11 protein-coding genes and 7 pseudogenes are annotated in these 14,120 nt (G+C 73.0%); 5 read left to right on the forward strand and 13 right to left on the reverse strand.

Going from position 1 to position 14,120, the window contains the following annotated elements; genetic code table 11:
- Positions 1–633: 633 nt before the first annotated feature.
- The 4 genes and pseudogenes from UG55_RS02965 to UG55_RS31735 form a co-directional block, all read right to left on the reverse strand.
- Positions 634–2,241: a class I SAM-dependent RNA methyltransferase gene (locus tag UG55_RS02965; RefSeq protein ID WP_242423643.1), complete on the reverse strand. Its 1,608-nt coding sequence runs from the start codon at positions 2,239–2,241 to the stop codon at positions 634–636.
- Positions 2,238–2,700 (reverse strand): annotated as a pseudogene (locus UG55_RS31725) (DNA-binding protein); the annotation flags it as partial. The gene UG55_RS02965 and the pseudogene UG55_RS31725, both read right to left, overlap by 4 nt.
- 1 nt (position 2,701) lies before the next feature.
- Positions 2,702–3,020: pseudogene (locus tag UG55_RS31730) on the reverse strand (DNA-binding protein); the annotation flags it as partial.
- A gap of 1 nt (position 3,021) precedes the next feature.
- A pseudogene (locus UG55_RS31735) lies at positions 3,022–4,276 on the reverse strand (APC family permease); the annotation flags it as partial.
- 241 nt (positions 4,277–4,517) lie between these two features.
- Between UG55_RS31735 and UG55_RS02975 the strand changes: the two are divergent.
- The 3 genes and pseudogenes from UG55_RS02975 to UG55_RS02980 form a co-directional block, all read left to right on the forward strand.
- Positions 4,518–5,180 carry a TrkA family potassium uptake protein gene (locus UG55_RS02975; RefSeq protein ID WP_066062351.1) on the forward strand — a complete coding sequence of 221 codons (663 nt, stop codon included), beginning with the start codon at positions 4,518–4,520 and terminating at the stop codon, positions 5,178–5,180.
- A gap of 25 nt (positions 5,181–5,205) precedes the next feature.
- The coding region (locus UG55_RS45105) for a hypothetical protein (protein ID WP_255360416.1) at positions 5,206–5,299 on the forward strand (94 nt) is incomplete at its 3' end.
- Position 5,300: 1 nt separating this feature from the next.
- Positions 5,301–5,973: pseudogene (locus UG55_RS02980) on the forward strand (potassium channel family protein); the annotation flags it as partial.
- Positions 5,974–6,014: 41 nt separating this feature from the next.
- Here the strand turns inward: UG55_RS02980 and UG55_RS02985 are convergent.
- From UG55_RS02985 to dut, 5 genes and pseudogenes are all read right to left on the reverse strand, one after another.
- Entirely contained in the window at positions 6,015–6,833 is an 819-nt protein-coding gene (locus UG55_RS02985) for a DUF3159 domain-containing protein (protein WP_083986329.1), read from the reverse strand.
- A 31-nt stretch (positions 6,834–6,864) separates the two neighbouring features.
- A partial coding sequence (locus UG55_RS46600) for an OB-fold nucleic acid binding domain-containing protein (protein ID WP_396230783.1) occupies positions 6,865–7,060 on the reverse strand: 196 nt, incomplete at its 5' end.
- A 1-nt stretch (position 7,061) separates the two neighbouring features.
- Positions 7,062–7,251, reverse strand: a pseudogene (locus UG55_RS46605) (DNA-binding protein); the annotation flags it as partial.
- A 323-nt stretch (positions 7,252–7,574) separates the two neighbouring features.
- Positions 7,575–8,264, reverse strand: coding sequence for a DUF3710 domain-containing protein (locus UG55_RS02995; RefSeq protein WP_066062357.1), 690 nt, complete (start codon positions 8,262–8,264; stop codon positions 7,575–7,577).
- Positions 8,245–8,805, reverse strand: a 561-nt coding sequence (dut, locus tag UG55_RS03000; RefSeq protein ID WP_396230784.1) for a dUTP diphosphatase, incomplete at its 5' end; no start/stop codon positions are given. The genes dut and UG55_RS02995, both read right to left, overlap by 20 nt.
- 504 nt (positions 8,806–9,309) lie before the next feature.
- On the opposite strand from dut, the gene UG55_RS03005 reads away from it, so the two are divergent.
- Positions 9,310–9,654, forward strand: coding sequence for a DUF4235 domain-containing protein (locus UG55_RS03005; protein WP_242423644.1), 345 nt, complete (start codon positions 9,310–9,312; stop codon positions 9,652–9,654).
- Positions 9,655–9,790: 136 nt separating this feature from the next.
- On the opposite strand, the gene UG55_RS03010 is transcribed toward UG55_RS03005, so the two are convergent.
- From UG55_RS03010 to UG55_RS31750, 4 genes and pseudogenes are all read right to left on the reverse strand, one after another.
- The gene (locus tag UG55_RS03010) at positions 9,791–10,309 is read right to left on the reverse strand and encodes a gamma carbonic anhydrase family protein (RefSeq protein ID WP_066062362.1); all 519 of its coding nucleotides are present in this window, start codon (positions 10,307–10,309) and stop codon (positions 9,791–9,793) included.
- 138 nt (positions 10,310–10,447) lie between these two features.
- On the reverse strand, positions 10,448–11,480 hold a 1,033-nt coding region (locus UG55_RS31740; RefSeq protein WP_242423645.1), incomplete at its 5' end, for a class I tRNA ligase family protein.
- 1 nt (position 11,481) lies between these two features.
- Positions 11,482–12,731 (reverse strand): annotated as a pseudogene (locus UG55_RS31745) (class I tRNA ligase family protein); the annotation flags it as partial.
- 1 nt (position 12,732) lies between these two features.
- Positions 12,733–13,090, reverse strand: a pseudogene (locus tag UG55_RS31750) (class I tRNA ligase family protein); the annotation flags it as partial.
- Between the two features lie 134 nt (positions 13,091–13,224).
- On the opposite strand from UG55_RS31750, the gene UG55_RS03020 reads away from it, so the two are divergent.
- The gene (locus UG55_RS03020; protein WP_066062364.1) at positions 13,225–14,103 is read left to right on the forward strand and encodes an inositol monophosphatase family protein; all 879 of its coding nucleotides are present in this window, start codon (positions 13,225–13,227) and stop codon (positions 14,101–14,103) included.
- The last annotated feature ends 17 nt before the right edge of the window (positions 14,104–14,120 follow it).

The following is a 14,120-nucleotide window of genomic DNA, read 5'->3' on the forward strand; positions in this document are numbered from 1 at the left end:
ATGTGCGACGGGTAACCACGCAAGTGTGCCGGTGAACCAGGCGTGACGCGTCGACGGCGATGACGGACCACATGGTTCGCGCCAGCCGGCCACGGCTCGGGGAGCCATCGGGCGGCGCTTTTTCTCCCACCACTGGGATCTTCGCTCGACCCTCCATCCACATGTCATCTTCCCGTGACATTCTCGTGACATTGCGATGGCTGTTACGGGCGCCCCCGGACGTGCGAGCGTTGGTCACCCAGGGTCAGCGTCCTTCGGCCCGGCCACATCCGGCCAGCCGGCCGGACGGCCGGGATCCGGAAGTCACGACCGCACGTGGACTCCGCGGGTGGGCCGACCGCACCGGCGCGCGGCCGCCGCGCCCGCCGACTCGACCCTCCGCCCGGCGCCGGGAGCCGGCCGAGACCCCCGCGGCGGCCCGCGCGAGGCCCGTCGAACCCGTACAGATCCCCATCACCCGGCGCCGCCGCCCGTCCCCGCCGATCGGCCGATCGGCCGATCGGGCGGCAACCGGAGGGCCAGCCGGTGAATTCCACGGAAAGCACGTGCCGGCCGAACCGGGCAGGTCTCAGCCAGGTAGGCGGCCGGGAACGAACAGCCCTTTTCCGGACGTTCCTCAACGCGCCACGGCTTTTATGCCCCGGTCTGACCGGGCGGCTCCGCGGGTGCCGGTTCCAGGGTGGCGACGCACTCCACGTGCGCGGTCATCGGAAAGATGTCGAAGGCGCGCAACGCGGTGAGGCGGTAGCCCTCAGCCGCGGCGGCCGCGAGATCACGCGCGAGGGCGGCGGGGTCACACGCCACGTACACCACCCGGCGCGGCCGGTGCGCGAGCAGCTCGGCCATCACCTCGCGACCGGCTCCGGTCCTCGGCGGGTCGAGGACGACCACGTCGACACCCCCGCCGGACGGCGAACCGGTGCCGATCAGCCCGCGCACCGTCGCCGGGGTGACCCGCAGCGCGCGCAGCGAGACCCACGGCAGGTCCGCAAGGCTGCGCGCGGCGGACCGCACGGCGGCCTCCTCGGACTCCAGCGCGATGACCTTTCCCGCCGGCCCGACGGCCACGGCGAGGAACGCGGCGAACAGACCGGCCCCGCAGTACAGATCAAGAGCCGTGTCGCCGGGCCTGGCCGCGACCGCCGCCCGGACCGCCGCGACAAGAGTCGCCGCCGCGGCCGGGTGGATCTGCCAGAAGACCCCCGGTTCCAGGCGGAACGAGCGGCCCTCGACGGTCTCGACGACCTCGGTCACCTCGGCGCCCTCGTCCGCTCCTGGGGATCGCGGCCCGTCCCCCGATCGCACGGGGAACGCCCGCCAGTTCCCCGATCTGGTCGAATACGCGACGGCACCGCCCTGATCCACCGCGGGTACCTGCGCCGAAGGTGGCATCGCCAGGAGCTCCACGGCCTGCCCGGTGCGCTCGGGCGGCGCCACGTCCAGGAGGAAGGCCGGATCCGCGATCACCGCCGCGAGCAGCGGGTCCGCGATCCGGCAGTCAGGGGTGGGCACCACCTGATGCGATCGGTGCGCACGCAGTCCGACCCCGCCGTCCGGCAACCGGGAGAAGCGCATCCGCGTCCGCCAGCCGAGACCGTCCGGTGCTTCGGTCGTGACCGCCTCGACCTCGACGGCGAGCTCCAGGCCCGCGATCCGCCGCAGCGACTCCTCGACCACCCGCGCCTTGAGTTGCCGCTGCGCCTCCAGTGAGGCGTGCTGCCAGTCGCACCCCCCGCACCGGCCGGGGCCGGCGTGCGGGCAGGGTGGCTCGACCCGGTCGGGGGAGGCGACCAGGATCTCGATCGCGTCGGCCCGCCAGTACCGGTCATGGGAGACGTCGGTGATCCGGGCCCGGACACGTTCGCCCGGCAGCGCGTGCCGGACGAAGACGACCCGCCCGTCCGCCCGGGCGACGCACAGGCCGTGGTGCGCGACCGGCCCGACCTCCAGCTCGACGAGCTCGCCGGGGGGCGCCGGGGCCGCTGGCGCCGTCCGGTCGGCACGCCCCGCCCCGCCGGTCGCCCGGGCCCGGCCGGTGGGACCGGGCTGGGCCCGGCCGGTTCCGATGGAGCTCACGGCGCCGGTCGCCCGGCGGCGGGCCGACCGATCGGCGCGCTCGGCCCGGCTGTCCTGCCCCGGCCCACCGGTGCGCCGGGCGGGAGCCGCCCGACGCGCGGCGCCACCACCGCCACCACCGCTGGCCCCGCCGCCGCTGCCAGCCCCGCTGCCGCCGCTGCTCATGATTCGCCTTCGACGTCGACGGGAAGGGCGGCCCGGCCTCGCCGGACCGCTCCCACACCTGCGTGTTCGCGCCTGCCGCGGGCGCGGGAGCTGGACTCCAGCTGCCAGGGAACGCTGATCATCATCACCCCGGGCTGGAACAACAACCGGGCCTTCAGCCGCAGGGCACTCTGGTTGTGCAGCAGATGCTCCCACCACCGCCCGACCACGTACTCCGGGACGAACACCGCGACCACGTCCCGCGGGCTCTCCCGCCGGATACCGGCGACGTACTCCAGCACCGGCCGGGTGACCTCCCGGTAGGGCGACGCGAGGACGACGAGGTCGATCTTGATGTCACGTTCCTCCCAGGCCTGCCGCAGCCGCTCGGTCTCGGCCGGGTCCACCGCGACGGTCGTGGCGACCAGTGTGTGCGGCCGGGTGGCCTTCGCGTATGCCAGCGCACGCAGCGTGGGCGCGNGAATCTTGCTCACCAGCACGACCGCGTGGACGCGGGACGGCAGTGTCGGTGGACCGGGCTCGGGCGTCAGCTCGGCGGCGACCCGGTCGTAGTGGCGCCGGATGCCCTGCATGCACAGGTAGATCACCGGGATGGCGATGCAGACGATCCAGGCCCCGCGGGTGAACTTGGTGATCAACACCAGGACGAGAACCGCGCCGGTGAGGACGGCGCCCAGGAGGCTGACCACCTGGTAGCACCGGACCCGGCCACGCATGCCGGGTTCCAGCGGCACGCGTCCGGTCAGCTGGTCGTCGATCCGGGCTCCCCCGTTGCCACCNGCCGCGGCGGCAGCACCCGCGGTCCCGGCCACCGCCCCGGTCGTGGTGGCACCCGGGACTCGCAGCAGACGTGCCCAGTGCCGGACCATGCCGGCCTGGCTCAGCGTGAACGAGATGAAGACGCCCAGGATGTAGAGCTGGATCAACGCGGTGACCTGCGCGTCGAACACCACGATGAGCATGATCGCGAAGCCGGCCAGCAGGACGATGCCGTTGGAGTAGGCGAGCCGGTCGCCGCGGGTGTGCAGCTGGCGCGGCAGGTACCCGTCCCGCGCGAGAATCGAGCCGAGCACCGGGAAGCCGTTGAACGCCGTGTTCGCCGCCAGGATGAGGATCAGCGTCGTGGCCGCCGTGACGTAGACGAAGCCGGGCGAACCGTCACCGAAAACCGCCGCCGCGATCTGGGCGATGACCGTGCGCTGGTGCCCGCCGTCACCCCCGATGAGATCGGCGGGGTTCTCCGCCACGTGGACGTCGGAGATGAGCGCCAGCGTGGTCACGCCGACGAACATCGTGACGGCGATCGCCCCCATCATGAGCAGCGTCGTCGCCGCGTTGCGGCTCTTGGGCCGGCGGAAGGCCGGGACACCGTTGCTGATCGCCTCGACGCCGGTCAGGGCGGTGCAACCGGATGCGAAGGCCCGCAGGATGACGAACAGCAACGCCAGACCGGCGAAGTCCTGTTCCGCGTGGACCTGGTACTCGGCACTCTCGGCCCGCGGGGCGTCACCCAGCAGCGTCTGCGCGAGCCCGGTCAGGATCATCACCAGGATGCCCAGGATGAAGCCGTAGGACGGGATGGCGAACGCGCTGCCGGACTCACGCACGCCGCGCAGGTTCACCAGGGTGAGCAGGACCACCAGGACGGAGGCCAACAGCACCCTGTGATCGGCCAGCCCCGTGGCCGCCGACGTCAGATTGGCGACACCGGCCGAGATCGACACCGCGACGGTGAGCACGTAGTCCACCAGCAGCGCGCTGCCCACCAGCAGCCCGGCCCGCGGCCCGATGTTGACCGAGGCGACCTCGTAGTCACCGCCGCCGCTGGGGTAGGCGTGCACGTTCTGCCGGTACGACGCCACCACGGTGAGCATGAGGACCACGACCGCGCCCGCGATCCACGGCGTGTAGTGCAGCAGGGTGAGGCCACCGAGCGCGAGGACGAGAAGGATCTCCTCGGAGGCATAGGAAACGGAGGAGAGTGCGTCACTCGCGAAGATGGGTAGTGCGACCCGCTTCGGCAGCAGGGTCTCCCNGAGTCGGTCACTGCCGATGGGACGACCGACGAAGCCGCGCTTCAACCGGTCTGTGAGCGCCACGCGGCGATGCTACCGACCTCCGTCACACCTCCCCAGAGGGTGTGACGTGGCGCACCCGTCCTGTGTGACCTGGCGCACCGCGGAGAACCCCGCGCCGGCCGGACCCCACCGGGCCGGCGGAACGGCCGAGGCCGAGGCATCGACCCCGCAACCCCGGTCGGACTACGCTCACTTCCCGTGCACGTCGTGATCCTCGGCTGCGGCCGGGTCGGCTCGTCTCTGGCCGGTGCTGTCGAACGGCTCGGCCATTCGGTCGCCGTGATCGACCAGAACCGCGCGGCGTTCAACCGCCTCTCCCCCGGCTTCGGCGGTCGGCGGGTGACGGGCATGGGCTTCGACCGGGACACCCTGATCGAGGCGGGCATCGCCGAGGCCACCGCCTTCGCCGCCGTTTCCAGCGGCGACAACTCGAACATCATCTCTGCCCGGGTCGCCCGGGAGATGTTCGGCGTCGAGCGGGTGGTGGCCCGGATCTACGACCCCCGGCGGGCCGAGGTCTACGAGCGGCTCGGGATCCCCACCGTCGCCACCGTGCGCTGGACCCGCGACCAGATCCTGGGCCGGCTCATCCCGGAGGCCGTGACGCCCGAGTGGACGGACACCTCCGGCACGGTGATGGTCACCGCCGTCACCCCCGCCCGCGGCTGGGTGGGCCGGCGGCTGACCGAGCTGGAGTCCCGGGCCGAGGTCCGGGTGGTGTGCGTGACCCGGTTCGGTGAGGGGCGGCTGCCGGACGCGCGAACCCTCGTCCAGGACGGTGACGTCCTGCACATCGCGGTGACGAAGGCTCGGGCCACCGCGGCCGACGCCATCATCCACGCAGGTCCCGGGCACGACTGACCTACGAGGGCATGGAGGCGTGGCGATGACGGTGAACGCGGGCGGGCTGGAACCGGTGGAACAGAGCGGCCCGGTTGCCCGCCGAGGGCGTCGGGTGGCGATCGCCGGGGCGGGCAAGGNCGGCCGCTCGATCGCCGCGGAGCTGTTGGAGAACGGCTCCGAGGTACTGATCATCGAGCGGGACCCCAACAAGGTCCTCCGGGACGCACTGCCCGCGGCCCAGTGGCTGCTCGCCGACGCGTGCGAGCTGTCCTCACTCGACGACGCCGATCTCAGCACCTGCGCGGTGATGGTCGCCGCCACCGGCGATGACAAGGTCAACCTCGTCGTCTCCCTGCTGGCGAAGACCGAGTTCGGCGTGCCGCGCGTGGTGTCCCGGGTCAATCACCCCAAGAACGAGTGGCTGTTCACCGACTCGTGGGGTGTCGACGTCGCCGTCTCCGCGCCCCGCATGCTCACCGCGCTGGTGGAGGAGGCGGTGAGCGTCGGCGACCTGGTGCGGCTGATGAAGTTCCGGCAGAGCGACGCCTCCCTGGTTGAGCTCACCCTGACGGCGAACGCCCCGGTCGTCGGCCTGCGGTTGGGCGACGTCGACCTGCCGCCGGACTCGGCGCTGGTCGTCATCCTGCGGGACGGGCACCCCATCGTGCCGTCCGCGGACTGCGCACTGGAGTCGGGAGACGAGGTACTGGCCGTAGCGACCACCAGCGAGGCCGAGGAGCACCTCGCGACCCTGCTCGGCGCGGTGCCGGAAGGGCACCCCCACCGGGAGGGCTCGCCGGGGCCGCTGTGACCGGCGGCCACCCCTCCGGATCAGTCCCGGCCGGGCGCGGATCAGTTCCCGGGCCGGCGCACCGTCGGCTCGGCGCCCTCGGCCGACCCGTGTTCGGCCGGGCCGGCGGCCTCGCCATCCGCCAGCAGCACCCCACCGACCACCGCCGGGGCCGCACCGTCCACGGGCACGGCGTCGCCCGCGGGCACGGCGTCATCCACGGGCACGGCGTCATCCACCGGTGGCGCGAGGCGACGGACGATAGCGAACGTCGCGAGCACGGCGGCCCCGAAGAGGGGCAGGCCCAGGGCGATGTTCGCCGCCGCGAGCCAGCCGGTCTCACCGGCGAGGTACAGCAGGCCCTGGATGACGAACCGCAGGCCGAACACGGCGATCCAGACCAGGGTCGCCCACACGGCCGCCCGCCGCAGTGCCGGTTTCTCCTGCCAGCCGGCATAGCGCTTGTCGAAACCGACCATCACGTAGCCGCCGACGGGCCTGCCGACCAGGACGGACAACAGCCCGACGACCGCGCAGACCGCGTTCTTGGCGATCGAGGGGAGGAAGAAGCCCTCCGCCTGGCCCGTCCGGGACGCGATGAACGCCGCGAAGCCAACGGCGAAGAGGCCCGAGAACGCCTGCTGGACCGGCTCACGGCGGACTAGGCGCAGGGCGACCAGCCCGAAGGCGGCCGCGATCGCGACGATGATCCCCGCGGTCAGGCCGGCCTCGGCGTTCACGGTGACGAAAGCCACCGTCGGGATGGCGCTGTCGATGATCCCGCGCGGGCCGCCCACCGCCTCGGCCAGCGTTGGTGCTGAGTCAGCCCCCCGGTCCGGGGCGGGCGGGGGCTGCTGGTCCGACGGCGAGGCTGGCGGCATGGGCGATGGCGTCCTGTCCTCCGGGCACCGTTCAGGCGCTGGTCGAGGAGACTGGCAGCAGCTCGTATCGCGGGTTGAAGATCGTGGTTCGCTCGTCGCGCAGGACCACTCGACCGGAGGCCTTCACCGAGCGGCCGGCCTCGATGCCCGCGATATGTTTGCGGCCAAGAAACACGAGAGTGACGGTTCCGCTCCCATCATAGAGGTCGACCTCAAGGCTGGGCGCCNCAGAACGCGCCCGCACGGTCACCGAACGGATCGATCCAGCGACGCAGGCCTCCTCCCGGTCCCGGCAGGCCAGCATCGGCGCCGCCCCGGCCTCGACCGAGGCACGGCGCAGATCCTCGTCCTCGAGCTCCTGGTTGTCCGCTGTCAGTTGGTGGAACCGTCGCCCCCACCAGCTGCGCCCTTCGCCCACGGCTCCTCCGATCGTCGAACCGCTCCCGACCGCCCGGGCGACGGATTCACGAACCTCGGGACGTCGTCTGACCAGTGAGTGGAAAACCCACCAGACGGCCATGCATCGGCGCCCTGAACCGGGATTATGAGGTGGACGGACCCCCGCCACCACCGATCCGGTCAGGACGGTGCATATCGCGAGCCCACCCGCGGCCTCGGCGCACCGGCCGGCCGGCTCGGCGGCTCGGCCGGCGGGCGGGGGCGGCTCGGCCGGCGGACGCGGCGGGCCGGCGGACGCGGTAGACGGACGGCGCAGATCGGTTCAGCGGGTCTCGCCGACGGTCAGCGGGTCTCGCTGATCCGCACCCCGGGGGCGGGCATCGCCGGCCGGCTCTCCGCCGCGCCTTCCGGCTGGCCGTCAGAGTTCTGGTCGGCCACCTCCTTCGGCAGTCGGAGCGGCAGCGGGTCGCGGACGGGCATCGCCTCGTCACCCCGCACCACCACCATCCGCCGGAGTGTCTCGTCCAGCAACGGCCCGGCGGAGAGGTCCTGACCGGCCGCCCCGGTCACCACGGCGCGCAGGAACCAGCGGGGCCCATCGATGCCGATCATGCGACCGGGAACGGTCTCCCCGGGGCGGTTGGTGGGCAGTCGCATACGCAGCTCCGGCCCGAAGGGGCCCTCCCCCTCGACACCGCCGGACGCCCGCAGCGTCTCCAGGATCTCGGCCCGGACCTCGTCCCACAGCGGCGCCGTCTTCGGAGCGGCGAAGACGGCCAGCTCCATCGCACTGCGCCCGTCGGTCACGACGATCGTCAGCGGCCGGCCGGTGGACTCCTCCACCTGGAACTGCACCTGCACCCCGCGCAGTGCCGGTACGCGCAACGCACCGAGATCAAGACGATGCATGTCGTCCTCGGGCGCCTCGGCGGCGTCGAAGGGACCGACCCGATCGACATCCACCCTGCCCGCCCGAGTCGCGCCCGCCTCGGCGGACACCTCGGCGGACGCCTTACGACCGCGACCGAACACCGTGCTCCTCCCTTCGCGGCCCACCGTCGGAGGAGGGACCGAACCCCCCCGTCGACCCGAACCCGCCGGTTCCCCGCACGGAGGCGGGGAGCTCTGCGACCTCACGGAAGACGGCGTGCTCCACGCGTTGGATCACGAGCTGCGCCACCCGGTCTCCCCGACGGAGAGTGATCGACTCACTCTGATCGGTGTTTATGAGATTCACCTTGATTTCTCCACGGTAACCGGCGTCGACGGTACCGGGGGCGTTGACCACGGTGAGTCCATGACGCGCGGCAAGTCCGCTGCGAGGGTGCACGAAGGCCGCGTAGCCGGCGGGCAGCGCGATGCTGAGCCCCGTCCCGACGATGGCCCGCTCCCCCGGCGCCAGCGTCACGTCCTGGGTGGTGGCCAGGTCGGCGCCGGCGTCCGACGGCTGGGCGTACGCCGGGATCGGGAGATCCGGATCCAGCCGCCGCACCAGCACCTCCAGCGGCGCGGGCGGCGCGGGCGGCGGACCACCGGCCGAGATCTCGCCCTGAAGCGGGACGGCGGAAGGTGGNGGGGTGGCCGCGGTCATCGGGCCAACGGCGTGGAGACCCCGCCGTCCACGACGAGAAGGAACCGCCGCCTTGTCACGATGAGCATTGAATCATGTCCAATCGGTAAGATCTGACACATGTCCCGTTTCCGGCTCAGCCCACCACCCAACGGGCGATGGTGCTCACGGAGGGGGACATCAGGATTCTCCTGGGTGCCCCTGACCACCCGGGCGGGCTGTCCGCGACACTAACGACCCGCCCGGCGGCGACTGCCGGCGCATGGCTGGCGGCCCGAGAGCGCCGGACCACCCGCTCTGAACGACCCACCTGAACCACCCCGGCCGGACGACCGGCGCCGCGAGGAGGTATCCGCGCGCCGGGGTAGGGCAGAGACGGGTAGGACAGAGACTGCGTGGCAACTCAGCGGCTGCGTGGTAACTCTCAGAGCCTGAACGGCTCCACGAGATGCGAAACAGCACGCCCCGGCGGACAGTCCGGCGGGGCGGACCGACGAGAGGTGTGGGGTGGCCGGACCGGGATCGAAGATGGGATGGAAGGTCGTCGGCGGGGCGGCGACGGCGCTCGCGGGCACCGCGGCGAGCCGGGCGGTCACCGTGGCGTACCGCAGGATAAGGAAGACCGACCCGCCGAAGAACCCGGCCGATCCGGACACCGCCTGGCCCGAGGCGATCGTCTGGGCGGCGGCGTCCGGCCTGGCCGTGGGGCTCGGCCGACTGGCCGCCGAGCGGACGGCGGCGCGCGGCTGGGTGCGGGCGACCGGCTCGCTGCCGCCGGGCATGACCTCGAAGAACGGTGGGTCGGCGAAGGCCGCGCGGCAGACGACAAGCTCCGCGGCGAACTCGGCCTAGCCGGGCGGTCGGCAGCGCGGGCCGCAGCAGGCGGGTGAGCCCGCGGGTGACACCTCGACCGGGGCGGCAGCGGATCGGGCGGTGCGGACCGCCCGGTCCGCACCGCCCGCCTCCCGCTGAAGCGGGTGCCCGTCGATCAGTCGATGCGGCGCATCTCCTTGCGGAAGCGCCGGCCGTTCTCCACGTAGGACTCGGCGGCCAGCCGGATCAGTTCCTGGGAGGCGGCGCCCTCCCGAATCTTCGCCGGGATCCCCAGCGCCATGGCCCCCTCCGGGACCTCGACCCGGTTGCCGACCACCGCGCCGGCACCGACGAGAGCCCCCCGCCGGACCCGGGCCTCGTGCAGGACGATCGAGCCCGAACCCACCAGCGAGCCGTCCTCGATCGTGCACCCTTCCAGGTGCACGATGTGCCCGATCACGCAGTCGTCACCCACGATCGTGGGGAACAGCGCGGTCGCGTGGATGACCGAACCGTCCTGGATGGACGTCCGCGCTCCGACCCTGATCTCGCCGTGGTCCCCACGCATCACGACTCCGGGCCAGACCGTGGACTCCGGCCCGATCGAGACGTTCCCGATCAGGGTGGCGTCAGGATGGACGAAAGCGGACGGGTCGATGGAGGGGACCAGATCCCCCAGCGCGTAGATGGCCACGAGCCCATCCTGCCCGATCAGGCATCCGCCCGCGCCGCACCGTTCCTGCCCCGGCACTCCGGCACCGGGAACGCCCGGCCCCGCCAGGCGGTGCAGGCGCCCGGCGGTCGACCAGTCGGCCTCGGCGCGGTCAGCCGGTCAGCCGGTCGGCACCAGCACGACGTCGACGGCCAGTTCACCGCTGGTCGGCGCCAGGGTCAGCTCCCAGATGCCGCCGGCGCTGCGCAGGTCCGCGGCGGCCCGCTCGACCAGGGCGACGGTCCCCGCCTCGCCGCTGACCCGGGCGGTGGCGACCTCGGCCTTCATGGAGACCTTCGCCTCGGACTTCGCCCGGCGGACCGCCGACAGCGCGGCTCCGACGGCGTCCAGCAGCTCGGGGTTGCCGTCACCGGCCACCGCGCGGATCCGCTCGGCCTCCGGCCAGCTCGCGCGGTGCACCGACCCCTCCTGCCACCAGGACCAGACCTCCTCGGTGACGAAGGGCAGGAAGGGGGCGAAGAGCGCGAGCAGCGCCGCCAGCGCGATCGACAGCGTGGCCTGGGCCGAGGCGGCGCCGGCCGCTCCGTGCGCCCCGTAGGCGCGGCCCTTGACCAGCTCGACGTAGTCGTCACAGAAGCGCCAGAAGAACGTCTCGGTGACCTCGAGCGCCCGGGTGTAGTCGTAGGCCTCGAAGGACTCGGTCGCCGCCGCGACGACCCGGGCCAGCTCGGCGAGCAGCGCCTGGTCCAGCGCCTCGGTGACGGCCTCCGGGCCCGGCGCGCCGCCACCGGCCGCGACCGCCTGGCCCGCGTGACCCGGCTGCCCGGCGTCGGCTGAGTCACCCGCCTCGGCCAGCCCGAGGACGAACCGGCTCGCGTTGAGGATCTTGATGGCCAGCCGCCGGCCGGTCTTCATCTGGCCCACGTCGAACGCCGTGTCGGTGCCCGGCCGGCCCGAGGCCGCCCAGTACCGGACCGCGTCCGAGCCGTGCTGTTCGAGCAGGCCCATCGGCGTGACGACGTTCCCCTTGGACTTCGACATCTTCTTGCGGTCCGGGTCGAGGATCCAGCCCGAGATCGCCGCGTCCGACCACGGCAGCGCACCGAACTCGGCGTGGCTGCGCAGCACGGTCGAGAACAGCCAGGTCCGGATGATCTCGTGTGCCTGCGGGCGCAGGTCCATCGGGAACACCNGGGCGAACAGGGCCGGGTCGCTCTCCCAGCCGCTGGCGATCAGCGGCGTGAGCGAGGACGTGGCCCAGGTGTCCATGACGTCCGGGTCGGCCATGAAGCCACCGGGAACCCCGCGCTGCTCGGCGGTGTACCCGGGCGGCAGGTCGCTGGACGGGTCGACCGGCAGGGCGGACTCGGCCGCGACGATCGGAGCGTCGTAACGCGGGTCGCCCGCCTCGTCCAGCGGGTACCACACCGGGAAGGGGACGCCGAAGAACCGCTGCCGGCTGATCAGCCAGTCACCGTTGAGGCCGTCCACCCAGTTCTCGTACCGCACCCGCATGTAGTCCGGGTGCCAGCTCAGCTCGCTGCCGCGCGCCCGCAGCTGCTCGCGCAGCGGCTCGTCCCGCCCGCCGTTGCGGATGTACCACTGCCGGGTGGAGACGATCTCCAGCGGCCGGTCACCCTTCTCGTAGAACTTCACCGGGTGGGTGATCGCCCGCGGCTCGCCGAGCAGCGCCCCGGACTCCCGCAGGGCCTCGACGATGGCCACCCGGGCCGCGGCGATCGTCTTCCCGGCCACCCGGGCGTAGTGCTCCCTGCCGGCCGGCGAGGTGATCGCCTCGGGTGCCTCCGCGATCAGCCGGCCGTCGCGGCCGATCACCGCACGCGCGGGCAGCCGCAGCTCACGCCACCAGGTGACGTCGGTCAGGTCGCCGAAGGTACAGATCATGGCGATGCCGGAGCCCTTCTCCGGATCCGCCAGCCGGTGCGCCACCACCGGAACCTCGACCTCGAACAGCGGCGTGCGCACCGTCTGCCCGAACAGCGGCTGGTAACGCTCGTCCTCGGGATGCGCCACCAGGGCGACACAGGCCGGCAGCAGCTCCGGGCGGGTCGTCTCGATCACCACCGGCTCACCGCCGGGCCGCGGGAACGCCAGCGTGTGGTAGGCGCCGGGACGCTCCCGGTCCTCCAGCTCCGCCTGCGCGACCGCGGTGCGGAAGGTGACGTCCCACAGGGTCGGCGCCTCGGCCAGGTAGGCCTCGCCACGGGCGAGGTTGCGCAGGAAGGCCCGCTGGGCGACGGCGCGCGACCGGGTGTCGATCGTCGCGTAGGTGTAGGTCCAGTCCACCGACAGCCCGAGGCGGCGCCAGAGCTCCTCGAAGCCCTTCTCGTCCTCGATCGTCAGCTGCTCGCAGAGCTCGACGAAGTTGCGCCGGGAGACCGGGATCTGCTCCTTGCCCGGCTTCTCCGGCGGGGTGAACCCGNGGTCGTAGGGCAGCGACGGGTCGCACCGCACGCCGTAGTAGTTCTGCACCCGGCGCTCGGTGGGCAGCCCGTTGTCGTCGAAGCCCATCGGGTAGAAGACCTCGCGGCCGCGCATCCGCTGGAAGCGGGCGATCAGGTCGGTGTGGGTGTACGAGAACACGTGGCCGACGTGCAGGGAGCCGCTTACCGTCGGCGGCGGGGTGTCCACCGAGTAGACCCGCTCCCGCGGAACCGACCGGTCAAAGGCGTAGGTCCCGCGCTCCTGCCACTCCCGCGACCAGCGTGCCTCGATACCGTCCAAAGTCGGCTTGCCGGGCACCGCGCGGGTCGGCCGTTCCGTACTGTCCGTTGCCACCACGCGCACAATCCTACGGGTCCCGCGATCGTCCCCCCGGCGGCGGGAGCCGCCCGGTGGGCCGAGCCGGTCGCGAGCCGGTCGCGAGCCGCCCGCGAGGGCCGCCACGGCCCACGCGGGCTGCCGGCCTTGGCAGGATGAGACCCGTGGACGCGTCCCCCGACAACACCCTCCCGGCCCCCGCCGACGCCCTCCCGGCTCCCGCCGACCTGCTCGATCTCGGCCTGGACGTCGCCCGTGAGGCCGGTGCCCTGCTGCTCGCCGGCCGCGCGGGCACGGTCGAGGCCGAGGCGACGAAGTCCTCGCCGACCGACATCGTCACCGCGCTGGACCGGGCGTCCGAGGCGCTGGTCGCCCGCCGGCTGCGGGAGGCCCGCCCGCACGACGGGCTGCTCGGGGAGGAGGGTTCGGACACCTCCGGCACCAGCGGGGTCCGCTGGATCGTCGACCCGCTCGACGGAACCGTGAACTTCCTGTACCGCCTGCCCAACTGGGCGGTGTCGATCGCGGCCGAGGTCGCGGGCGAGGTCGTCGCCGGCGTGGTGCACGCTCCGGCGCTCGGGCTCACCTACACGGCGGTGCGCGGCGGCGGCGCCCTGCGCCGGAGCGGGACCGGGCGGCCCGAGACGCTCACCGGCTCGACGGTGACGGATCTGCGCCGCGCACTGGTCGCGACCGGCTTCGGCTACACCGAGCGGCGGCGGACGGCGCAGGTGGCCGTGCTGACCAGAGTGGTGCCGAAGGTGCGCGACATCCGCCGGATGGGTGCCGCCGCCCTCGACCTGTGCGCCGCCGCGGCCGGAACGGTCGACGCCTACTACGAACGCGGCCTGCACCCCTGGGACCACGCCGCCGGGGCACTGGTCGCGGCCGAGGCGGGCCTGCTCGTCGGTGGCCTGGACGGCCGGCGGCAGAGCGAGGACCTGGTGGTCGCCGCTCCCCCGGCGCTGTTCGGGGCCCTCACCGCCCTGCTCGCCGAGCACCCCCGAGCCGACAGCGACCAGTTGGGGCACTGAGCCGGCGATCGCCGGCC

This window comes from Frankia sp. EI5c, assembly GCF_001636565.1.
Classification (GTDB): Bacteria; Actinomycetota; Actinomycetes; order Frankiales; family Frankiaceae; genus Parafrankia.

Coding starts and splice junctions, on each gene's coding strand:
- UG55_RS02985 (WP_083986329.1), bottom strand. CDS start 6,833: ATGCCGCCAGCCTCGCCGTCGGACCAGCAGCCCCCGCCCGCCCCGGAC.
- UG55_RS03020 (WP_066062364.1), top strand. CDS start 13,225: ATGAGACCCGTGGACGCGTCCCCCGACAACACCCTCCCGGCCCCCGCC.
- UG55_RS02965 (WP_242423643.1), bottom strand. CDS start 2,241: ATGAGCAGCGGCGGCAGCGGGGCTGGCAGCGGCGGCGGGGCCAGCGGT.